The sequence below is a fragment of the Bacillus sp. GZB genome (assembly GCF_001975995.1).
Taxonomy (GTDB): Bacteria; Bacillota; Bacilli; order Bacillales; family Bacillaceae; genus Bacillus; species Bacillus velezensis.
The window spans coordinates 174,272-200,713 of sequence record NZ_MTQG01000019.1 but is presented as its reverse complement, the minus strand read 5'-3'; the positions used below and the strand labels follow the sequence as shown (position 1 = coordinate 200,713).

Genomic DNA, 26,442 nt, shown 5'->3' with positions numbered 1-26,442 from the left:
CTTTGGGATGAGCGGTACGAATGCCCATGTCGTGCTTCAAAGCTATACGCCAGAAAGTACTGTAAGAGAGAAGGAAAACACTCAGGACGACAAACCATATTATTTGCTTGTCTTGTCAGCTAAAACACCTGAAGCATTACAGCAAAGAATCTTTGATCTGATAGAATTCTTTGAGGAAAACAAGTCGATTGAAGGAGAATTACCCGAAATCAGCTATACCCTGATGGAAGGAAGACATCACTTCGATCATCGCTGTGCCGTTGTGGTCAAAGACAGGGAGGATGCGGTCCGAATATTCAGGCAAGCTGAAGCGAACGAAAAACTGCCGGATCTATTTAAAGGAAGAGTGTCAAGACACTTTATAGCTCAGACCGGTCTCAGTAAAGCAGTGAAGGATTTAATAAAGCAGAGCCATGTGGATGAAGAAAATTCGAATAAGTATAAAGAAAGTCTGTGCGCTTTGGCTGAGTTGTACTGTTTGGGTTATGAAGTATCCTGCGGGAAAATACTTAATATTGAAAAAATTAACAGGGTCAATTTACCGACCTATCCGTTTGGCCAAAAGCATTATTGGGTCCATAAAAAAGTAAATAGAATTGACCTGAACAACGAGGAAACGGCAATGCCAAAGGATAACATTAAAGCAGTTGACCGAGAGCAGATCACAATGGCTAACATGAATCAAGAAGAGGAAACCAGTAATAGAACGGGGACACTCGATAAAATAAAAGCGTCAAAAATAATCTTAACAGAAAAATTAGATGTACCTGTTGAAATCGCTGCAACTGCTGAAACAGCTTATGAAAAACCGAAAAATATAAGGTTAAAACCGTTGATGCAGTTACCTAGCATTTCTGAAGAAGAGGCAATAAAAACGAACACTCTGCAACCCTTGTCGGATCCAGACTATGGAAAAAGTCCAGGACTATCTGCACGAGGGCTCCTGGATGAATTAACGGAGAGTTTAGCGGAAGAGCTGTATACGGATGTCGTGGACATTGAGGCAGACAGAAGTTTTATAGAGCTGGGACTTGACTCGATCATAGGCATTGAATGGATTCATACGATAAACAAAAAATTCAAAACTTCAATAAGTACGACAAAAATTTACCAGTACCCGACACTTATGGAATTTACGAAATATTTTTCCGATGTGCTCAAAGAAAAGACAGAGGCAGAAGAAGGTCCTAAAAACACCAGTGAAAAACGGGAAGCAAAAACCCTTAAGCCGTTAGTGCGGTTGTCGGATATTACGGGGAAAGTTGAACCGGCAAAGACAGACACTCTGCACCCCTTATCTTCACATAAAAACTTTGTGGTACAGAGTAGTAATCAGAGAAGCACAGGGATTTCTGCAGAAGAACTGCTGAATGAACTAATGGAAAGTTTAGCAAAGGAACTGTATATGGATGTCGAGGATATAGAGACAGACAGAAGTTTTACAGAGCTGGGGCTTGACTCAATCATCGGAGTTGAATGGATTCGTGATGTAAATAAAAAATTCAAAACATCAATAAGTATGACAAAGGTTTATCAGTATCCAACACTTATGGAATTTGTGACATATCTTTACGATGTAATCGAAAAGATGACAGGAGCACGGGAATGCAGTGAAAATCAGAAAGAGCAATCTCCTAAGTCGTTATCCCGGCTGGCGAAATATAAAGAAAAAGAGGACCAGGTAAATACAACCATTCAACAATCGTTTTCAGAACCAACCGAAGAAGAAAGAACAGCAACAACAAGCCAGGTAAATTCAAGGTTAACTATGAAAGAGTTGCTCACTGAATTAACGGAAAGTTTAGCAAGGGAACTATACATGGAGGTGAAGGAAGTCGATCCAGAAGCAAGCTTTACCGAGCTTGGACTTGACTCAATCATAGGGGTTGAATGGATTCGCGCTGTAAACAAGAAATTCAAAATATCAATAAGTATGACAAAGATTTACCAGTATCCAACACTAGCGGATTTTACGAGATATCTGTACGAAGTACTTAAAAGTATGAATAAAAGCCAAGAAGGCGATGAGGTTGAGGAATTACTATGGCAAGTATATCAAGGGGAAGTTGATATTAATTATGCGGAGAAGCTGATAGGGACGAACCGGAAGAAGGGATGACAACATGGAATTAAAAGATATTCTAAAAGCGTTGAATGAAAAAAAAATAACGCCAGAAGAGGCTAAAAAAAAACTGAAAGAATTTAATTCCAGCTTTGATGAAAATAAACCAAATATAGTTTCTGAGGATTCCAATAAGAATATAAGTAATCTAAGTTCAAAAATATATGAAGATGAAAACTCAGGGGGACATTTTTCTGAACAGGATGAAAGGATAGCAATCATAGGGATATCAGGTCGTTATCCTGATGCGGAAAATACCAATCAGTTTTGGGAAGTTTTAGCTAATGGGGGAAGTGCAATAAAAGAAATTCCAGAGTCCCGATGGGATATGAGCGAGTATTATGACCCTGAAATTTCAAAAGAGGGGAGCATATACTGTAAATGGATGGGGATGCTCGAAGATGTTGATTGTTTTGACTCTCTATTTTTTGAAATCCCGCCGTCAGAGGCTGAGATGATGGATCCACAGCATCGCCTCTTTCTGCAAGAGGGATATAGAGCTTTTGAAGATGCCGGATATAGTCGTAGTGCGATGAATCACAAAAAGTGCGGTGTGTACTTGGGGATTGTAAATGGCGAATATAACATCCAAAGCCAGCAGAGTAGCGAGAACTCAAGTGTAACGGCACATAGTAATGCAATTGGCGCTGCCCGAATCGCCTATTATCTCAATTTAAAAGGACCAGCCATTTCTATCGATACGGCTTGTTCATCTTCACTTGTCAGTACACATTTGGCGATTCAGGCATTGCTACGTGGTGAAATCGATATGGCATTGGCTGGCGGGGTCAGTTTGTATTTAACACCAGAATCTTATATTAGTATGTGTTCGGCTGGAATGTTGTCTGCAGATGGTCAGTGTAAAGCATTTGATAATAGTGCAAACGGATTTGTGCCAGGGGAAGGTGTCGGAGCAGTTGTTCTAAAAAGGCTAAAGGATGCTCAGGATGCCGGAGACTATATATACGGAGTTATTATCGGTTCTGCTATCAATCAGGATGGAAAGACTAATGGGATAACGGCACCAAATCTTGGAAGTCAGATTGAGTTAGTGCGTGATATGTATGACAGATACAATATAGATCCTGAAAGTATAAGTTATGCTGAAATGCATGGAACGGGTACAAAGTTAGGTGATCCGATTGAACTGGAAGCACTGTCCACTGCATTCAGTGAAAAAAAAGATGCAAAGAATTATTGTGCCATTGGTTCGGTGAAAAGTAACATTGGTCATACTTCTGCAGCGGCTGCTATGGCGGGAATTCATAAAATATTGTTATCTATGAAACATAAAAAATTAGTGCCTACCTTACACGTAAACACACCAAACGAACATTTTGATTTCAATCGTTCACCTTTTTATATCAATCGAGAAACAAATGAATGGAATACAATTAATGGGTATCCCCGTCGTGCGAGTATTAGCTCTTTTGGATATAGCGGGACCAATGCTCATGCAGTGATTGAAGAATATGATATGTCAAATCATCAGGCTGGAAACGACAAAAAGACGATGGGGATATCCGGTAACAGTCCGGGAGTGTTTGTCCTTTCAGCGAAAAATGAGGCACAGCTGAATATCTATGTGAAAAACATGAAAGATTATCTTGAGGCAAACCCTGAATTAGATATTGCTAATTTCCTGTATACATTACAGATCGGGCGGGAATCAATGGACGAAAGATTAGCAATCCTTACTTCTGGTCTTCATGATTTATCCAGTAAGCTCTCAATTTTTCTTCGAAATGGAGCGAATGGTACAGAGATTTTAAGGGGCAGCGTAACGAGAAATAAAATTGAGAAGCAGGACAATGCTGAGAAAGGGATTTATAAAAATAGACCAGCCTGTAAGTATAATGTGTTAGCTAATCAGTGGATTGCTGGGGAAACAGTAGATTGGGAGAGGGAGTATGCAGTAAAACCAAGAAGAATTCCTCTGCCTGCTTATCCATTTGAAAAGGAAGTTCATTGGCTGCAGCAAAGAGCGCACAGTACTCCCCGAGAGAGGGTTGCTATGAATGTGCTGCACCCATTATTGCACGAGAATGTCTCAGACTTTTCAGAACAGTGTTTTCGCTCGGTTTTTACTGGCCAAGAGTTCTTTCTTAAAGATCATATGGTTCAAAACAGCGAAATATTTCCTGCTGCAGCCGTGTTAGAAATGGCCAGAGCGGCTGGGGAAGTATCTGGGGGGAAACAGGTTACTAGTATCAGCAACATTTCCTGGATCTATCCAATAAAGGTAAATGAAGACGGGCAAACTGTTTACATCCGTCTGTATCCGGAAGGGGATCAGGCTGCTTTTGAGCTAAGTATTCCTGATGAATGCGCAGAAAACAGTGATGAAGAAATTTTGTGTGCAGAAGGAACAATAGAATATAAAGACAAAGAGAATGATCAATCAGAGCGATTAAATATTGAAGCATATAAATCGTCTTGTCAGTTGACAGTTGAACCAAAGGAGAATTATGAAGCAGTTAAGACTAGCGGACTCGTATATGGTCCCCGCTTTCAGACACTAGAAGAAATAGCCTATAACGAAAATGAAGTTTTGGCACGAGTCAAATTAAATGTCCCATCTAGTAAGGAAGAGACCAAAGAGTATTGCTTACACCCAGGTTTGCTGGACGGAGCACTACAGACAATCTCTATATTCCTACAGAATGAGCAAGAGAATAAGGTGTATCTTCCTTTCTCTATGGGGAAAATCACTATCCATTCTTCTCTGACCGAAACGGGTTATGTATACACAACTGCTGTTAAGACGGAGAGACATAATGATACGCAAGTTTGCTTTATAAAGAGTTTTGACATTACCGTTACGGATGATTTGGGAAATATTTCAGCTGTGATAAATGACTTTAATGTGAAGCCGATTCAAGAAAAAAAGAATTCTGTTAAGAATGACAAAGCGGTTTCAAATGAACTGGAATCAGCAGATCAAGTATCAGCTTTGTATTTCAAGCATGTATGGGAAGCTGAAAAAGCTAATAGCAGTACAAGCCTGGAAAAATCTGTGACAGAGGGTGCTTTACTCCTTTTCGACCTGAATAATGATCTTCGCAAGGCTTTGGAAAATGAAACTAACGACACAGTTATTCTTGTAAAACCGGGGGTAGAGCATAGAGTAATTGATCAACAAACTTTCGTCATGAATCCGTCTAATACGGATGAATTTGAAGTCTTGTTACAGGCAATGAGAGATAAAGGGATTATACCGGGTAGAATCATCTACAATTGGCCTTGTGATGACTCCATTAGTAAACAGAATCAGCTTGATGAAAGATTAGAACGCGGTGCATATTCAATGCTGGCGCTAACTCAAGCGTTAATGGCTCAAAAAACGAATAGCAAGATACAGCTGTTATACGTCCATAAGGCTACTATGAAAAATCAGACACCGGAACAGGGTGCGATGAGCGGATTTTTTAGAACATTACATATGGAAAATCCGTTGTTTAACTATAAGACTGTTGAATTAAAGGATGCTGCTATAAGTATCTCATTACTTTCAGAAATATTATTAGGGGAATTGGATATAGAGGATGGACATCTCGACGTTCGTCATGATGGAAAGAAAAGATGGGTTAAGAAAATCCGAGTGTTAGATAAAAAGAAGGATATGTCTGGTTCCAGTTTTATCAAAGAAAATGGTGTTTATATGATTACAGGAGGCCTTGGAGGCCTTGGCATTATCTTTGCGCGTTATTTAAGTGAGAAAGTGAAGGCAAAACTAATTCTGACAGGACGCAGAAAGCCGGACGCTGATGAGCGGGCTAAAATTAAAGAGCTGGAAGCTCGTGGTTCTGAAGTGCTCTATATTAAAGCGGATATTTCAAATCGACAAGAAACAGCGGAACTTGTTTCCAAAGCTAAAGCCAGATTTCATAAAATAGATGGCGTCATTCATGCTGCTGGTGTTCTGAAGGACTCTTTACTTTGGAAAAAAACACCAGATGAAATGTCGGCGGTATTGGCAGCAAAGGTATACGGAACCAGGTTTTTAGATGAAATTTTAAAGGACGAGCATCTTGACTTTTTTGCTATGTTCTCTTCTCTTGCATCCGTGTTTGGAAATATTGGTCAATGTGATTATAGTTATGCTAACAGTTTTATGGATCATTTCGCTGAAAATAGAGAAAATATGCGTATTCAAGGGAAACGTTATGGAAAAACAATTTCAATCAATTGGCCGTTTTGGATAAGCGGAGGAATGGGTATCGACTTTGAATCAAGAAAGGCGATGGAAGAGAAAAGCGGTCTTATTCCGTTAGAAATAGAAGAAGGTATCAAAGCGTTTGAAGATGGATTATGCCTAAATGCCTCTCAGTTAGTTTTAGTGAAGGGGAAAATAAACCAAGTGAAGCGGTTTGTGGATGTATTAAATGGTGAGGCTCATAAAGTTTCAACCTCTGATTCCTCCACTACAGAAAATGAAAATATCTCTGAAATTGAAATGTTCAGAGAAGAGACAGAGGGATTTTTAAAAGAGGTACTGTCAGGAAAAACTAAAATTGATGTGGATAAGATTAATGTTTTGGAGCCGTTTGAAAGCTATGGGATTGACTCAATCCTTATTATGAGCCTTACTCGTGTCCTTGAAAAGTCATTTGGTGAACTGTCAAAAACATTATTCTATGAATACCGTAATCTAAAGGAATTAACAGACTACTTTCTAAATCATTATTCTGAAACTATTATTAACATGTTTGAAAAATCTTCAAAACCAAATAAAGGAATCCGTCTCGCTGAGGAAAATATAAGTGAAGATTCAGATGGGTCAGCATTGAAAAAAAGAAGGAGATCTCGTTTTTTAACTTCTGAAACAACGGTCAAGAAAGATATAGGAGATATAGCGATTATTGGGGTAAGCGGGCGTTACCCGATGGCAGATAACCTTAAACAGTTCTGGGAAAACCTAAAGAACGGAAAAGATTGCATTTCTGAAATACCTAAGGATAGATGGGACTACCGAAAATATTATGATGCCGATAAACAAAGTATTGGAAAGGCATATAGTAAATGGGGCGGATTTATCAATGACGTCTCTATGTTTGATCCGCTTTTCTTTAATATTCCACCTATCGAAGCAGAACAGATGGATCCTCAGGCTAGACTTTTTATGCAGACCGCTTGGCAGGCTATTGAGGATGCTGGCTATACAAGGGCCTCATTGGAAAAGGACAAGGTTGGAGTATTTGTTGGTGTAATGTATGGCATGTACCAGCTTTTTGAAAGTGAGATAAAAGGGAAAAAGGTGCCCATAGGTTCGTCTTTTGCTTCTATTGCCAACCAGGTATCCTACTTCTGTAATTTTACTGGACCAAGTATGGCGGTTGATACCATGTGCTCTTCTTCATTAACTGCCCTTCATCTCGGATGTGAAAGCATTAAAAATGGAGAAAGTGATTTAGTGATTGCGGGCGGCGTAAATCTTACCTTACATCCGAATAAACATATTATGCTGAGTATGGGCAAGTTTGCTTCAAGTGATGGCCGCTGCAGAAGCTTTGGTGAGGGCGGTGATGGATATGTTCCCGGCGAAGGGGTGGGAGCTGTTTTATTAAAACCTTTAGAGAAAGCCGTGAAAGACAGAGACCATATTTATGGAGTTATAAAGGGCAGCTCTATTAATTCTGGCGGCAAAACAAGCGGATTTACAGTGCCAAATCCGAATGCCCAAGGGGATTTAATTGAAGGTGTTCTGCAAAAGGCAAATATTAATGCACGAACAATCAGCTACATTGAATCGCATGGGACGGGTACTGCTCTAGGAGATCCAATTGAAGTTACAGGCTTGACGAAATCTTTTGGGAAGCAAACGACTGAAACGCAGTTTTGTTCGGTAGGATCAGTAAAATCAAATATTGGACACCTGGAATCCGCATCAGGAATTGCGGCGTTAACAAAAGTGCTGTTGCAAATGGAAAATCACCAGTTGGTTCCGTCCATTCACTCGGAAAACCTTAATCCGAACATTAATTTCAAGAAAACTCCATTTTATATACAGCAGAAACTTGAGTATTGGGATGAGCCGGTGATCGTGAAGGACGGAAAAGAAACGAAAGTGCCGAGAAGGGCTGGAATTAGTTCATTTGGTGCAGGCGGTGCGAATGCACATGTTATCGTTGAAGAATACAAGTCTTTACATGGATCACCTCCAGTAAGCGAACACACTCCAATGCTTTTTGTTCTTTCAGCTCGAAATGAAGAGAGATTAAGGGAATATGCAAAATTACTAATTGAGTATTTGCATAAGAAAAACGGTATACAGCAAACGAAACAGTCTGGGACATCAGATGAGAATGTGATATTTGATGATATCCAAAATAAGATTACCTGTATTTCTGCAAATATATTAGGAATAAAAGAATCGAATATAGATGCAGAAATCGAATTAGATGAATATGGATTTGATTTTGTACAGTCCATGAGGTTAAAAAAAGAAATTGAGAAGGAACTGGAAATCTATCTTCCTGATTCAGTATTTAATCTCTCTTCTTCGATTCATTCAATTGCCGGATATATAATCGAGTTACTGCCGGAAGATACAGAATATGGAGGTGTATCGAAGGGAATTTTTGCTGACCTACCTTCTATTGCCTATACCTTACAAGTGGGAAGAGAAGCGATGGAGGATAGATTAGCAATTATCGCAAAAAATAGTAATGAGCTGGTCAGGAAGCTTACTTTATTTGTAACTGGAAATAATGAGAATCAAGATCAATTTTATAAAGGGAACATTCTTGATGCTAAGCAGAAAATTAAATCGACAATTGGTGAAAAAACTTGCGCAAAAACTGTTTCAAGTCTTATTGAAATAAATGAGCTTGGCAAAATTGCCGAGTTGTGGGTTACGGGAAAGGAAATAGATTGGAATCAGTTTTATAAGGAGAGTAAACCATATCGCATATCACTGCCTGCATATCCATTTGCAAAAGAACGTTATTGGCCGAAGGGAATGTTAGAAAGTTTAAATAGCAGGCATATATCTGTTGAAGAAATGCATCAGCTAGTGATAAAAAACACCTCTAACGTATATGAATTACGTTATAGCACAGTGTTTAATGGACAAGAGTTTTTCTTAAAGGATCATGTCATTAATGGTAAAAAGGTTCTGCCGGGTGTTGTATATCTTGAAATAGCCCGGATGGCTGTGGAATCTGCACTTGAAGTTGCGGATCAGGATGAAACAGTGATACACATTCATAATGTGGTCTGGCAAAGACCATTTGAGGTGACGAGTGGGAGGACAGCTCTTCATATTTCACTTGAACCGGAAGATTCTGGTGAAATCAAATTCACGATTTATAGTCTGCCGGATAATGATAGTGAGGAAACAGTTCATTGCCAGGGCAGCGTGCTGATAGATCAAGATGCAGCTGAATCAAGAGTGGACATTGATGCCATTATGTCAAAATGCTGTGCGTCTAAGGTAAGTGGTGAGTCGTACTATCAGCTGTTCGAAAGCATGGGCATTAATTATGGTCCATCACATAAAGGAATAGAGTCAGTATATATTGGAGAGGACGAAATCATCGCAGAACTATCAATTCCGAAAAAAGCGCGGGCAGACAGTTCCCAATATACATTACATCCTAGTCTTTTAGATGCAGCATTGCAGGCAACGATCGCTTTTTCTCTACCCGATGAAAAGATGCCTGGAACGATATTATCAGATACAGAGAAGAGCCAAGAGGTAAAACTGCCGTTTGCAGTAAACAAAATTGAGATTCTAAAAGACTGCTCTTCTCAAATGTTGGCCTATATCAGGAAGGACAAACAAAGTAAGTCAAAAGATAAAATGCAGACACTGAATATTGATCTTTGTGATTTACAGGGAAATGTCTGCATTAGAATCAATCAAATTGCTTTTAAAACATATAAAGCCGGGTCTAAAAAAATTGATTCTTTAAGAATTTCAAATGTTGAACAAATCATGTTTTCTAAAAAATGGACGGAAAAGAGTGTGTCTGCCAACTCGAAGAGAGGTTCATTTAGCAGGAGACTGGTTATTCTATGTGAGGCTGAGGAAAAGTTAATTCAAGATGTAGAGCTCCGTTTACAGGACACAAAATGTATTGCTTTGCGATCTAATGCTAAAAATATTGCGGATAAATTTACAGATTATACCGTCCAACTGTTCAAAGAAGTAAAAAAACTGTCTTCTCAGATGTTGCATAAAGAACAAATACTCATTCAGCTGTTTATTGTAACAGAGTCTGAAAATAAGGTTTTAGAAGGTTTTTCGGGCTTCTTAAAGACAGTACAACTTGAAAATCACAATATGATTTGCCAGTTGATTGAATCACAAAAGGAATGCAGCATAGCTGAGTTATGCAGACGCTTGGAAGAGAGCGGTACAGATCCCGTCGATCAACAAGTACGTTATACAGAAAACGGCCGCTTTGTTTCTGAACTAAAAAAAGTAGAAATTCAATCAGAGCCTCGTACTTGCTGGAAAGATGGCGGAATATATCTTATCACTGGGGGGGCAGGTGGCTTAGGGCTTATACTCGCCAATGAAATAGCCAAAAAAGGGAAAAACGTCACCCTAGTCTTAGTCGGACGTTCATCCTTAACAGAGGATAATAGAAGGCGGGTTAGAAAATTGGAGAGAGATGGTGTCAGAGTCGTATACCGGCAAGCGGACGTGGCTGACAAGCAGCAGGTGAATGGGCTGATTCAAGGAACGGTGGAAGAGTTTGGTGATATAAATGGAGTGATTCATTGTTCTGGAATAACCCGTGACCATTTCATTATAAAGAAAAATGAAACAGAACTCCGTGAAGTTTTGGCGCCAAAAGTTTCTGGAATCTATAACCTTGACCAGGCAACGAAAGACGTACCGTTAGATCTGTTTATTATTTTTTCGTCAATGGCGGCAGTGACAGGAAACATAGGACAGGCTGATTATGCAGTTGCAAATGCCTTTATGGATCAGTTTGCTGCATATAGAAATAGTCTGGGAGCAGAAGGGAAACGCTGCGGACACACTGTTTCCATTAACTGGCCGTTATGGCGTGAAGGCGGAATGAAAATCAGTATAGAAATGGAAAAGGCGATTCAGGAAGTTACTGGTCTTATTCCGATGCATACTGCAGCGGGAATCGAGCTGTTATATGAGAGCCTATTAAGCGGAGAGTCTCAGATTTTAGCACTTGAAGGGAGTACTGAAAAACTCAACAGTTATTTATTTAACAGCTTGCCAGTAAATGAATCTGATAGAGGGGACTTAAAGCAGGAAGAACAGAGTGATGATCAAAACAGGCTAAAAGATCGGTTTGCCGTTGCGTTAAAGCATCTTCTTTCATCTGAGTTGAAGCTTGACGTTGAACGGATTGATTCACGTGTTCCTTTAGAAACATACGGGATAAATTCGACCATGATTATTCAGCTCACAAATGAGTTAGAAAAAACATTTGGAGTATTGCCTAAAACGCTGTTCTTTGAATATCAAAGTTTAATGGAGCTAGCAGAGTATTTTTCTGAAGTTTATCCAAACGAAATAATAGCAATGCTGGGCATTAAGAAAAAGGATCCAGAGGCCATACCGTTGTGTAATAATCCTTCTGCTAGTGAAAAACAACGTAATGGCGGAAGAAAAGCTAAAGGCTGGAGATGGAAAGAAAGGAACGAAACTCGAGCCGTTACTGAAATGAAAGAAATAAATGATCATAATAGTGAAGAAGAAATCGCCATAATCGGACTTGCAGGAAAGTATCCGCAGGCAGATCACATTGGAGAGTTTTGGAGTAACTTGAAGAACGGCAAAGATTGTATTACTGAAATTCCAAAAGACCGCTGGGATCATAGTATTTACTATGATAAAGACAAGAGTAAGGCAGACAAAACTTATGCTAAGTGGGGCGGTTTTATTAATGGTGCCGATCAGTTCGATCCGCTATTTTTTAATATCTCGCCAAAGGATGCTCAAGCCTTAGACCCTCAGGAAAGACTATTCTTACAATGCGCATACAATGCCATTGAAGATGCAGGATACACAAAACACTCTCTTGGAAAAAGCAAGGAATATGGATTGGAATCCAATGTAGGTGTTTTTGTAGGCGTAATGTATGAAGAATATCAATTATATGGCGCACAAGCGCAGGCTAGAGGAAATAGGTATACATTAAATGGAAGTCCTGCTTCGATTGCAAATCGAGTTTCTTATGCATGTGGTTTCCACGGTCCAAGTATGGCAATTGATACTATGTGCTCTTCATCATTGGTATCCATTCATCTGGCATGTCAAAGTATTTTGATTGGTGAATGTGAGGCCGCTATTGCAGGTGGAGTAAATCTCTCGCTTCATCCAAATAAGTTTCTAATGCTTGGACAAAACAGGTTTATGTCAAGTAAGGGAAGATGCGAAAGCTTTGGAAAAGGTGGAGACGGCTATACACCTGGTGAAGGAGTAGGAGCAGTCATCCTTAAGCCAAAGGCAAAGGCAATTGCAGATGGAGATCATATTTACGGAGTGATCAAAGGGACTGCTATTAATCACGGTGGAAAAACAAATGGATACACGGTTCCAAACCCGCGTGCACAGGCGAGTTTAATTAAAAAAGCTTTTGAAAAATCGGGAGTGAACGCGAGAACAATCAGTTATATCGAAGCTCATGGTACGGGAACTTCTTTAGGAGATCCAATAGAGATATCTGGCTTAAATAAAGCATTTGGAGAACAGACAAAGGACAAGCAGTTCTGTCTTATAGGATCTGCTAAATCCAATATCGGCCATTGTGAGAGTGCAGCAGGGATCGCGGGTCTGACAAAAGTTCTTCTGCAAATGGAAAACAAGCTGATTGTTCCATCCTTACATTCTGCTGAGCTGAATCCCGATATAGACTTTGTGAATAGTCCATTTATTGTATCCCAAGGATTAACTGAGTGGAAGCGTCCAATGATTGAAGAAAATGGCGAAACAAAGGAATATCCTAGAATTGCTGGGATTTCAGCTTTTGGTGCAGGAGGTTCAAATGCTCACGTGATTGTAGAAGAGTATATCCCTGAAAGTTCAATCGAATTCAATTCTGACCAACAAAATAATGAACCAGTCATGGTTACTCTTTCCGCTAGAAAAGAAGAGCAGCTAAAGGAACAAGTAAAGCAGTTCATTTCATGGAATCAAAAAAGGTTGCCTTCCGATGCAGAGTTGAAGAATATCGCTTATACCCTTCAGGTTGGACGTGAGGCAATGGAAGAACGTCTTGCGTTTACGGTTACCTCAATTTCAGAATTAAATCAAAAACTAACTGATTTTCTGCAAGGTTCAGGGGACTATTATAGAGGAAAAGCGAAAAGGATTAATAATGTGCTAAACGTTTTGGATTCTGATAAAGAATTTCAGAGCGTGTTGGCTAAATGGTTCATACAGGGCGAAAATGAAAAAATTCTTGAGCTATGGGTTAAAGGCCTAAATATAGACTGGAGTAAATTCTATTCAGACAAAAAGTTTAGAAGAATAAGTCTCCCAACCTATCCGTTTACCAAGGAATCTTATTGGATACCAAACGAAGAGACTCAATCTGAATTGGCCGTGAACAGTCATCATGTTATTCATCCTCTTGTACATCACAATACGTCAGATTTTAGTCAGCAGAGGTACAGTTCTGTTTTTACGGGCAGGGAACCCTTTTTCTCTGATCATTTGGTGAATGGAAGAAAGATGATGCCGGCAGCAGCTTATATAGAAATGGTCTATACCTCGATCAGTAATGCTTTAAATTCAGAGGAAACGCATGTGATTCAGTTTAAAGATATAGTCTGGATTCAACCGGTAATTATTGATCATCGTCCGGTTCAAATTCATATTGAACTAGATCTTGAAGAAAATGGTGAAATAGCATTCAGAGTTTACAGTTTATCAGAAGGCAATGATCCTGATCAGATTCTGTATTGTAAAGGGTATGCAAGCCTTAATCAAAACAATGAAATTCCTAAAGTGGAAATTGATGAGATAAGAAGTCAGTGCTGTCAAGAACGAATTGAATCGGAAAAGGTTTATGAGCACTTTAAATCAATTGGAATTGATTATGGCCTTCGACAAAGGGGCATTGAGTTCTTAGAACTTGGGGAGAGCCAAGTTCTTGCTCATTTAAAGATATCAGATTCGTTAGCAGAGACTTTTCCGGAATATACTCTGCATCCATGTATAATGGACTCTGCGTTACAAGCTGCCATTGGTATAGAAGAGGATGCCGTTCACATGTTCAAAGGACAGCTCGTATCCTCAGGAGACGATTCAGCAGCGCCGAAACTTCCCTTCATGATTAAGAAGCTTACTGTTTACAAAGGCTGTTCTCCTTCGATGTGGGTGAACTTACGTCCCAGTCATAGTCAGGTTATCGAGAATGATGGAGAGTATTTAGATATTGATTTATTTGACTCAAATGGAGATATTTGCGTTAAGGTTGAAGATATATATTTTCGTGCTGTTAAAAAAGGCGATCGTAACAGTTTATCTGAGAAACCACCTCTAGAGAAAATTGTCACACCTCTTACATTTACCACAAAATGGGGAGTGACAAACATAGAAAAAGCGGAGGCATCTTACAAGTACTCCAAACGAATAGTTGTACTATGTGATGTGAACGAGAAAATGGGCAGCATATTCAATTCTGAATGTAAGGATTGTCATGTTATTACGTTAAAGAGTGAATCTGAAAGCATAGCGAAGCGATTTAACCAATATGCATTGGACTTATTTGAAACCGTGAAAAATGAGATAAGCTGCCAGTCTCAGGATCAAGTATTGATACAGGTCGCAGTACCGGTTACAAATGAACGATACCTGCTTATGGGATTAGCAGGTCTGCTTAAAACAGCACATCTCGAGAATCCGAATATCCATGGTCAAGTGATAGGGATCGAGGAAGATAATGATGCAGGTATTCTTGCTGAAAGATTGACTGAGAATGCGAAATTCAGCCTTGATGACTCCGTGTTGTATGAAAATGGAAAACGATTCACCTTGAAAATGGAGGAATGTTTCAATTATCCGGAAGGAACGCAGACAAACGTGTGGAAAAATGGCGGTGTCTATTTAATAACCGGAGGTATGGGCGGTCTGGGGCTGATATTTGCAAGAGAAATCACTCATCAGGTTAAGAATGCCGTTGTTGTGCTTACTGGAAGGTCTCCCCTAACTGATGATAAACAGGCTGTGTTGAACGAATTAAGCAATCATCAGGTGAAAGTAGTTTATAGACAGGCTGATGTCAGTGTGAAGGAATCCATGGTGAATCTATTAGAGGGGATCCATCAGGATTTTGGAAAAATAAATGGGATTATACATTCTGCAGGTCTGGTTATGGATAGTTTTATATACAAAAAGACAAAACAAGAGCTGTCAGCTGTTCTTTCTCCAAAGGTTCAAGGAACAATAAATCTTGATTTGGCAAGTCGAGCGATGGAACTTGATTTCTTTGTGCTATGTTCTTCTCTGTCAGGAATAACAGGTAATGTAGGCCAAGCTGACTATGCGGCAGCAAATGCTTTCGTAGATGCATTTGCCGCATACAGGGAAGATATGGTGAATGCAGATAAGCGCAAGGGAAAAACGATTTCTATCAACTGGCCTTTGTGGAAAGAAGGAGGAATCCTTCTGGATGAATCATTTGAAAAGGCAATGAGTGAGCGTACCGGAATTACGGGTCTCCGTACTGAAACCGGATTAAAGCTATTTTATCAATCACTGGCAATGAATCAGTCTCAGATAATAGCTGTAGAGGGATATGCTCAAAAAATCCGCTCTGTATTTATTGAATCCGATGAGTCTATTGGGAATTTTGAAAAAGTAAAAGATATAACTGGAAATGAATCTGAAGGCAATTTTAATGAAAAGGCAATGGTGTTTTTTAAACAGATCTTTGCAGAAGCTTTAAACATTCCAATTCAGGAATTGGACGAGGAACAACCTTTGGATGTATATGGAATAGATTCAATTTTTGTTATGAAGCTGACTGAACAGTTAGAAAAAACATTTGGACCGTTGCCGAAAACGCTGCTCTTTGAATGTCAAAGTATTCATGCTGTTACTCAATATTTTGTGAATAAATATGCTGATCAATTTCCAAAACTGACAGTGTGTTCAGCTGAAGAGCATCTTCCGGAAGTTGTAAAATCCGGTACTTCTGCAGAGCAGAAAAATCAAGATGTTACAGATGGAGAAAAGTTTCATTTGATGCCAGGCAATGTGATGAAGACAGATACGCTCCAAGATATTGCCATTATCGGTATGTCAGGAGCTTTTGCGCAGGCAGAAAACTTAAATGAATTCTGGGATAATTTGCATGGTGGGCGTGACTGTATTTCTGAGGTTCCATTATCAAGGTGGGATCACAGTAAGTATTTTAATGAGGATAAGGATCATGTTGGAACAGCTTATACGAAATGGGGCGGTTTCATGAAAAACATAGACTGTTTTGATCCGCTGTTTTTCAATATTTCACCTGCTGACGCAGAGATCATGGACCCTCAAGAAAGATTGTTTATGCAAAGTGTGTATGAGGCAATTGAAGACGCAGGTTATACAAGACAGGCACTTGGATATAATCCGGGTTCTGATGTACGCCGAAACGTGGGAGTATATGTTGGCGTCATGAGTGAAGATTATCAGCTTTACGCTGCTCAGGAGCAGAAAGTAGGAAATCCGATTGTCCTTTCTGGAAATCCATCATCAATAGCAAATCGTGTTTCATATTTCTTTGATTTTCATGGGCCGAGTCTAGCCGTAGATACGATGTGCTCTTCTTCGCTTGTAGCGATTCACATGGCGTGCCAGGCCATCAAACATGGGGAATGTGAGTTAGCTGTGACAGGCGGAGTTAATGTAATCAGTCACCCAAATAAGTATCTTCTGATCAGCCAAGGGAAGTTTGCATCTACGAATGGAAGATGTGTGAGTTTTGGAAAGGGCGGAGATGGTTACGTTCCAGGTGAAGGGGTCGGAGCTTTGCTTCTAAAGCCAAAGGATAAGGCCGTTGCTGATGGAGACCATATTTATGGAGTGATTAAGGCAACGTCGATTAACCATGGCGGAAAAACCAATGGCTATACGGTACCAAATCCTGCCGCACAGTCAGAAGTGATTCGTACAGCGCTGGAAGAGTCGAATATAAGTCCTGATAAGATCAGTTATGTAGAAGCCCATGGCACAGGCACAGAATTAGGAGATCCGATAGAAATTGCTGCTTTAACTAAAGCCTATGGTGACAAAGCTTCCAATATTGCAATCGGATCTGTGAAATCCAATATCGGACACTGTGAGAGTGCTTCCGGCATTGCAGCTATTTCAAAAGTGATACTACAAATGAGAAATAAAAAAATTGTACCATCCCTGCATTCGAGTGAGCTCAATCCAAATATTGATTTTAGAAACAGTCCGTTTTTTGTACCTCAAGAAGTAATGGAGTGGAAGCGCCCGGTTGCAGAAGTTAACGGAGAGGTGAAGGAACAACCAAGAATTGCTGGAATTTCATCGTTTGGTGCCGGCGGAGCGAATGCTCATATTATTCTGGAAGAATACACACCTGAACAACGGGGAAGTAAACCTGCTGACTCGCAATCAAGGAAACCAGCGGTGATCGTTTTATCAGCTAAATCTAAAAATCAGTTATATATATCAGCTGAAAACCTTTTAGATGCAATAGAGAATCAAAACCTTTCGGAGAACGATTTGTACGATATCGCTTATACTCTTCAGGTTGGACGCGAAGCGATGGAGGAGCGGATTGCATTTGTTGCACACTCACGAGAAACACTCGTTCAAAAGCTGAAAGCCTTCGTAATGGATCATGAGACTGAAAGTGAGATTTACTATGGTCAAGTTTATGGTAAACGAAAATTTGAATATGCTTTTACATCAGCTGACAGCTTATATAAAACTGTAAAGGACTGCATCGACCGTGCCCAATACGATCAATTGTGTGCATATTGGGTTAATGGAGTCAAAATCGATTGGAATAATCTTTACCGTCATCCAAAGCCAAAGCGGATAAGCCTTCCAACTTATCCATTTGAACGTGAAAAATATTGGGTGAAACTTAGCCCTGAGATGTCAATTGAAAATGGAAATCAGGGAAAGGGGAATATTCATCCGCTTATTCATAAGAACCTCTCAAGTCTTTATAACCAGCGCTTTTGTTCCAACTTTTCAGGAAATGAATTTTTCCTAAGAGATCACCGGCTAGGAGAGCGAAAGGTATTGCCTGGCTCAGCTATTTTGGAAATGACAAGGATTGCTGGCGAATTGAGCACAGAAGATCAGATTAATGTAATCAAGGATGTTGTCTGGACTAATCAAATTGGGGTTAAAAGTGAAACAGTAAATACAGAGATTCGGTTGTATCCGAACGAACAGACAATTGATTTTGAGATAAGTATTCCAAGTGAGGCAGAGGAGTATGAACCGGTCATTTGTACAGAAGGTAAGCTGGAGTTTAGGGAGGGTCTGGTTTCAAAGGCAAGAGAAGCTTCAATAGATATTGAGCAGATACAGGCACGTTGCAGGACGATTGATCATGGGCAAGATTGCTATGATTCAATGAAAGCGAGCGGATTGATAAATGAAAACACTTTCCAGGTGATTCAAGAAATACATTCTAATGAATCAGAAGCATTAGGGTATTTAAAGTTGTCACCGGATATGGAAGAAACGAACAAAGACTATGTCCTTCATCCAGCATTACTAAACGGAGCTTTTCAAACGGTGCTTGGTTTAATGGAAAGAAATATACAGTCTGAATCCGTAATCCTTTTACCATTTGCTATTACTGAAATAAGAATTTTTGAATCGTTGGTGAATGATTGTGTTGCCTATGTTACACGTTCAAGCCATGCACAGGATTCACAATCACCAATTCAAAAGTTTGACATTAAGATTGCCGATCATTCTGGAAAAACATTGGTATGTGTAGATGAGTTTACTCTAAAAGCATTTAATATGACTGACCAGGAAAATCAGTCCAGTATGAAACAAACCAACGATTCTGAGTTTAAAACATATCTTTATACAACTGAATGGTGTGAATCTGAGTCACAAATGAACAGGGATGATGAAATCATCCCGCAACAAGCAAAAGGTTCAGTAATCGTGTTTGATCAAGATGAAAAATTGTACAAGAATATTTTAGAGCAGCTCAGACAGGAGAACGATGAATCAGAAGTCATACTGGTTAATCCCGGGAAAGTTTTTCGCCAGAAAGCGAAGCACATGTATGATATAAATCCAATACTGCAGGATGACTATCAAAATTTGCTTCAGAAACTCGAAGAACAGGGATTACAGCCGGACAGGATAATACTGTATCGTGATATCGAAAGTTCTGCTGAAACAAATGAGGATTTGAATGCTCATCTGGAACAAGGAATTTATTCGATGTTTTATCTCAGTCAAGCACTGATTAAGCAGAAAATTAAAACAAAAATCCGGCTGCTGTTTGCGTTTGTCAATAACAAAGAAGACATCATTCCTGAATACAGCGCAATAAGCGGATTTTCTAAAACAATCCGTATGGAGAATCCTGCATTTCTTATAAGGACAGTTGAAATACAAAAAGCAGATCGTTTCCCAAAAGAAGGTGACATTTCTAACGCAAGACTTCTATTAAATGAGCTTGATATTGTTGATTCAGAAGTAGAGGTGCGTTATGAGGGCAACATCCGATTAGTTAAAGGTATCAAAGAACTATCAATTCTTTAAGTCAAATGAATTTAATACCGATTTGTAGGGGAAAGGGTTAGTGTTTTCATAAACGGCCTTTTATATTAGTTCCCGCTTCTCGCAATCACGATTGAGTCCCATTATGGGAAGCGGGACTAAATCAGGAAAAACACATAACCAATCCAAAAAGTTAGAATGTTTTTGGAAATGGTAACCTGCGATTCATCCTCTAATATTTGATATGTGTTTTGGGAAAACGAAAGGAATGAGAGGAAGAATGAAAATAACTGAATCAATCCAACAGTTTGACTCAATTGATTTCCTTAAAGAACGTGGCGTTTATCTTATCACCGGAGGTCTGGGAGAATTGGGGCTAATCTTTGCACAACACCTAGCTCAAAAGACGAACGCAAGGCTTGTACTGACAGGACGCAGTGAGAGAGAAAGGGAAAATGATTCAAAGCTGCAAGAACTCGAAAACTTAGGAGCAGATATCCTTTATGTTAAGGCTGATGTGTCAAACAAGCAGCAAGTTGAGAAGCTTGTTGCCATAACAAAGGAAAGGTTTGGAAACATAAATGGAGTTATCCACTCTGCGGGAGTTATTAGAGATTCATTTGTGTTGAACAAAAATGATGAGGAAATTCAATCGGTATTAGCTTCAAAGGTCTTCGGTACGAAGAATTTGGATGAAGTATTAAAGGACGAACCTCTTGATTTCTTTGTTTTATTTTCATCTGTTGCGGCAGTTTTAGGTAATGTCGGCCAAAGCGATTATGGGTATGCAAACAGTTATATGGATTATTTTGCACAGTGGAGAGATGCTCAGTGTAAAGCTGGTAAACGGTTCGGGAAGACTCTCTCGATAAACTGGCCTTTATGGGAAGACGGTAAAATGAGCGTGAATGATGAGAAACTAAAAATCATGAAGGATGGATTTGGTATGGTTCCACTTACCAAGGAAAGGGGGATCCCGGCGTTAGAATATGGATTACAGCAATCAGGATCGCAACTTATAGTCTTACAGGGTGAAGGAGAAAAAATCCAATCCGAAATAAAAAAAATGAAAAAAAATGATGCTATTTCGTCTGAAAAGGACAATAGTATGAGCCAGCCGATAAATGATCCTGTTGTAACAGATCCAACCCAAAAGGTATTGCTTAACAGGACTGAAACTTTCCTAAAAATGCTAATATCAATTCAAACCAAGATCCCAATAGATAAAATCAGAAACGATGAGACCTTTAGTAAGTTTGGCATTGAATCTGTGGCGATTATGGGGATGACGAAAACAATGGAGGAGAAGTTAGGGGATCTCTCCAAAACATTGTTTTTTGAATATAATAATATCAATGAACTAGCGGAATACTTAGTGAATTATAAAAAAGAAGCCTTAACAATGTTGTTTGGACTAACTGATAAGGACCGGACGGAAAATCTTCACGTTCAAGACCAACCTAAAGGCAGAAAGAACGTACGGGTTAAATTGCCGGAAAATCAGAAAAAAAAGAAAAGCAGGCGGGAAACAGAAGCTTGTGATGAAGATATCGCAATAATCGGCGTATCAGGCCGATATCCTATGGCGCAGAACCTTGATGAATTTTGGGAGAACTTGAAGACGGGGAAAGACTGTGTTACAGAGATTCCCGAAAACAGATGGGATCATAGTCAATACTATGATTCAGATAAAGGGATTATCGGAAAAACATACAGCAAATGGGGAGGATTTATTGATGATATAGAGATGTTTGATTCTCAATTCTTCAGTATTCTTCCAAATGAGGCGAAGTTTATTGATCCACAGGAACGATTGTTTTTAGAAGCAACCTGGAATGCAATTGAAGATGCAGGATACGCCAGCGCTTCACTTAAAGGCAAGAAAGTTGGCGTATTTGTGGGTGCGATGTACGGTCTCTATCAGTTGTTCGAAACGGAACAATTTGGAAACAAAATCTCAGGCCGCTCTTCTTTTGCATCAATCGCAAACAGAGTTTCATACTTTTTTGATTTTCATGGCCCCAGTATCGCATTGGATACAATGTGTTCTTCCTCTCTTGTGGCTCTCCACCTTGGCTGTGATAGCATCCGCAAAGGTGAGGCTGAGATGGTTATTGCCGGAGGAGTGAATTTAACTCTTCATCCTAACAAATATCTTCAGCTCAGCATAGGCAACTTTTGCTCAACGGATGGAAAATGCAGAAGCTTTGGCGGTGATGGAGATGGATATGTTCCGGGTGAAGGGGTTGGAGCGCTCGTGCTGAAGCCACTGAGTAAAGCGGTTGAAGATGGAGACCAGATTTATGCAGTGATCAAAGGAAGCTCAATTAACTCAGGTGGCAAAACGAATGGGTATACAGTGCCAAACCCGAACGCACAAAGTGAACTGATTAAAGAAACTCTCGAAAAGTCTAACATTGATCCTCGGACTATTAGTTATATTGAAGCGCACGGAACAGGTACAGCATTAGGTGATCCGATTGAAATATCGGGCCTATCGAAGGCCTTTCATGAATATACGGATGAGAAGCAATTTTGTGCTATCGGTTCAGTAAAATCAAATATTGGACATTCGGAATCTGCAGCTGGTATTGCGGCGGTCACAAAGGTACTGCTTCAGATGAAGCATAAGATGCTTGTTCCATCTATTCATTCTAAGCAGTTAAATCCTTTCATTGATTTTAAAAGTAATCCGTTCTATGTTCAGCGTTCACTCGAAGAGTGGAAACAGCCTGTTATTAAAACGGCATCAGAGGAAAAACGTTATCCCAGAAGAGCCGGAGTTAGCGCCTTTGGAGCTGGCGGTGCAAATGCGCATATTATTCTTGAGGAATACGAGAAGGTGTCGCCTTCGATATCCAGAGAAGACAGCCATTCTCAGCTTTTTATTCTTTCAGCTAAAAATAAAGAACGACTTAAGGTTTATGCTAATCAGTTACATTTATTTCTGGAAACATATAAACCTATTCATCCCAATGAGCAGTCAATCAAAGTAAATACAGGTGTCATTGAGCGTAATTATGTTGTTAAAGAAATCATTAAACAGGAGATCGCTGAAATTTTAGGTATAAGTGTGGCAGAAGTGGGCTATGATGAGCCATTTACTGACTATGGGTTAGATGCCTATGATTTAACGGTGTTACATCATAATCTCGAGAAAAAGCTAAAACTGGAGATCCCAGACAATGAATTGGTATATCATTCCACTTCGAACGGTCTGGCTGAATATTTATCCTCCTTTGAGGCAAAAAGTTTAATACCCGAGAAGGCAGAACCTGAAGCGAAAATAGATTTTCCCCTTGAAGATCTTGCATTCACTCTTCAAGTAGGACGTGAAAGCATGAAAGAGAGATTAGCAATCATAGCCGGGGATGTCAATGATCTTAAGAAAGGTCTGTCTGACTATTGTAATGGAAAAAACGATAATCCTAACCTCAAACAAGGAAATACCAATGAGTTCATTGAAAAATTCGATATTCTTCTAAATGGTGAAATTGCCAAGAAACAAATGCAAAAATTTCTTGAAGATAGAGATATGGAAAAAATCGCCGAGCTCTGGGTGATGGGAGCTGATGTTGATTGGGAAAAAATGTATAGGGGTGAGGTGAGACAAAGGATGTCTCTTCCAACCTATCCTTTTGATCGAAAACGACATTGGATCTTACAAGTCGGGAAGGATCACCGACTGATACCGAACAAGGAGATTATAAAAAACGATCCTGACGATTCTATAGTTACAAAAATTCAAGAAGAAACGCCCGTATTAGAAAGGCCTTATTACTTATCGACAGAGGATGATGTAAAGCTAACTGATGCCATTCTTGAATATTTAAAGCAAATGTTTTCAGAAGTTCTTAATATACCGACAGGCTATCTTTCTCCCCATGAAGAATTTGAAAGCTATGGAATTGACTCTATTCATATCAATCAGCTTAATAGATTTTTTGAACAGGTCTTTGGTACATTGCCAGCCACTCTGATGTTTACATATAAAAATTTATATACGCTTAGCAAGTATTTCGTTGAAAAGCAGAGGGGGAAAATCATTACTCTGCTAAATTCTCTTAATGATCATCAAATTGCGAAAACCGGAAACATTAGGCCGGAAAAACCGGTTCCTTTTTCGAAGGACGCAGTGCCTCAAACTGTCGCGGAGGAAAAAATCTCTGAAGATGAACAAGGAATTGCGATTATTGGAATCAGCGGAACATTTCCACAGGCAGAAAACATGGATGAGTTTATGAGGAATCTCATGAACGGAAAGGACAGTATTACCGAGATTCCGAAAGAAAGATGGGACCATAGGAAATATCCAGATATTAGCTGCAAATGGGGAGGATTTGTTGCGGATGCTGATAAATTTGACCCGCAATTCTTTAATATCTCCCCCCTCAATGCGGCTTTTATGGACCCGCAGGAACGTTTATTTCTTCAGGCTGTCTGGAGTTGCCTGGAAGATGCCGGTTATACGCCAGAATCATTAGGTGATCGTTATGATGAAGATCAACGAGGAAATGTGGCGGTTTATGCAGGTGTTACCTTTAACACTTACGGTCTTTCAGGGGCTGCTGAGGTTGATAGAGGGAATGCAGTTCCGATTAATTCACAGATTTATTCAGTTGCTAACAGAGTATCCTATTTGCTCAACCTTAGAGGGCCAAGCCTGTCTGTGGATACGGCATGTTCTTCATCGCTATATGCTATACACCTTGGTTGTGAAAGCATATTAAGAGATGAATGTGATATGGCGATAGCAGGCGGAGTGAATTTAACCTTACATCCAAGTAAGTACATCACTTTAGATTCTGCTAAATTCCTAGCCTCTGACGGGCATTGCAGAAGCTTCGGTAAAGGCGGAGACGGTTATGTACCAGGTGAAGGGGTAGGCGCGGTGCTTTTAAAACCTCTTTGGAAGGCTAAAAGGGATAGGGATCATATATACGGTGTCATTAAGGGCTCAGCTGTTAACCATGATGGCAAAACGAATGGCTATTCTGTCCCAAATCCAGTTGCTCAGAAAGAAGTCATTAAGAAAGCCCTGAAAAAGGCAAATGTAGATCCGCGGACTATCAGCTATGTTGAAGCACATGGAACGGGAACATCTCTTGGAGATCCAATTGAGATTACAGCTTTAACGGATGCATATGCTGAATATACTTCAGATAAACAATTTTGTTCAATTGGTTCAGTAAAGTCAAATATCGGCCATCCTGAAGCTGCTGCAGGAATAGCGCAAGTTGCTAAGGTATTGCTGCAGATGAAACATAAAATGTTATTGCCGAGCAGACTTAATACGGAGGAAATCAATCCAGATATTCAGTTTGCCGAAACTCCGTTTTATGTTCAGATGAAGGCTGAAGAATGGAAACAGCCGACAATCCTCAATGGCAGAAAAACAAAGTGTCCAAGGCGTTCGGGTATTAGCTCTTTTGGTGTTGGCGGGGTAAACGTCCACATGATTATTGAGGAGTATGAACCTGAAAGGAGACCGATAGAAGAAACTCAAAAAAATCCAGTTATCATCCCGTTGTCAGCCAAAAATGAATCTGCATTAAAAAGATATGCAACCAAGCTTTTTCATTATCTGGTGGATACGAAGAACCAAGATCAGAAAGTGCCTGATCTTAGGGATATTGCATTTACACTACAGACAGGCCGTAAAGCTTTTCCATACAGGGTGGCTTTTATTGCTTCCGAGTATGATGAATTAAGGAAAATGGTAGAGAAATTTTTGAATGAAGGTGTCAATGGAATTAAACACATAAGAGGACTGATAGCAGGAAAGGCTATTCCGGCAAGCAAAGGGATCAAGCCGGGCGATTACTCCGAGGTATCTGCAGAAAGTAATCTTTATGAGATGGCGGCTAAATGGGTGGAAGGTAACGAAACCCCGTTTAGTGAACTTTACAAAGGTTTCCTGCCATATCGGATTTCGCTTCCAGTATACCCTTATGAAAAAGAAAAGTACTGGATGTATCGAACTCCAGAAAAAGCGGTTCCATTTGAAGAAAAGTTGGAAATGAGTATTTCGGATAAAAGTGTGAGTCCATGTAAAGAGGAAGAGCCGTTGTCAAACGGTTCTGATATGACATTTCTTTATCAACTTGCCAATTCATTTGAAAGTGAACAAATTCCGAAGATGATTCATTACATTCAGGAAATATTTGCTTCATTACTAGGATTCACAGAAGGGAGACTGCCAGACCCTGAACAGGGATTTTTTGAGCTAGGGTTGGAATCAATTGCAATTGCCGAGGGGTATAACATGCTCCAAAGAGTATTTAATATAGAGCTTGATGAACAGATTTTCTTTAACTACCCAAATATTGTCGAGGTATCTAAGTATATTTTGCCGATGTTGAATTTGGAAGAATTGGAGATTCTATCAGAGCCAGAGGACTTCTGTGGCTTAGCTGAAACAGAAGAAGCGGCTATAGATCAAAACAGGACTCTATTCATAGATCCGGTCCGTGGCGGTGAAGAAGATGAAGCTCTTTTTAATAAAATTGATCAGATGAGTGAGGAAGAGCTTATCGAAATGCTGGAAATGGAAATCAGCGAAAAATAGATTATGAGAGCACGACAATCGGTAGTTTTCACAGGTGGGAATATACATCCATAAAAAATGAAAATATCGATTCACCATATAGGAACA

At 39.7% G+C, this 26,442-nt stretch carries 2 protein-coding genes and 1 pseudogene; all 3 read left to right on the top strand.

Going from position 1 to position 26,442, the window contains the following annotated elements:
- A partial coding sequence (locus BXO87_RS18980) for a phosphopantetheine-binding protein (protein WP_239692965.1) occupies positions 1–2,119 on the top strand: 2,119 nt, incomplete at its 5' end.
- Between the two features lie 205 nt (positions 2,120–2,324).
- Positions 2,325–19,829, top strand: a pseudogene (locus tag BXO87_RS20655) (SDR family NAD(P)-dependent oxidoreductase); the annotation flags it as partial.
- A 238-nt stretch (positions 19,830–20,067) separates the two neighbouring features.
- Positions 20,068–26,355: an SDR family NAD(P)-dependent oxidoreductase gene (locus BXO87_RS18970; protein WP_051590107.1), complete on the top strand. Its 6,288-nt coding sequence runs from the start codon at positions 20,068–20,070 to the stop codon at positions 26,353–26,355.
- The last annotated feature ends 87 nt before the right edge of the window (positions 26,356–26,442 follow it).

Coding starts and splice junctions, on each gene's coding strand:
- BXO87_RS18970 (WP_051590107.1), top strand. CDS start 20,068: ATGAAAATAACTGAATCAATCCAACAGTTTGACTCAATTGATTTCCTT.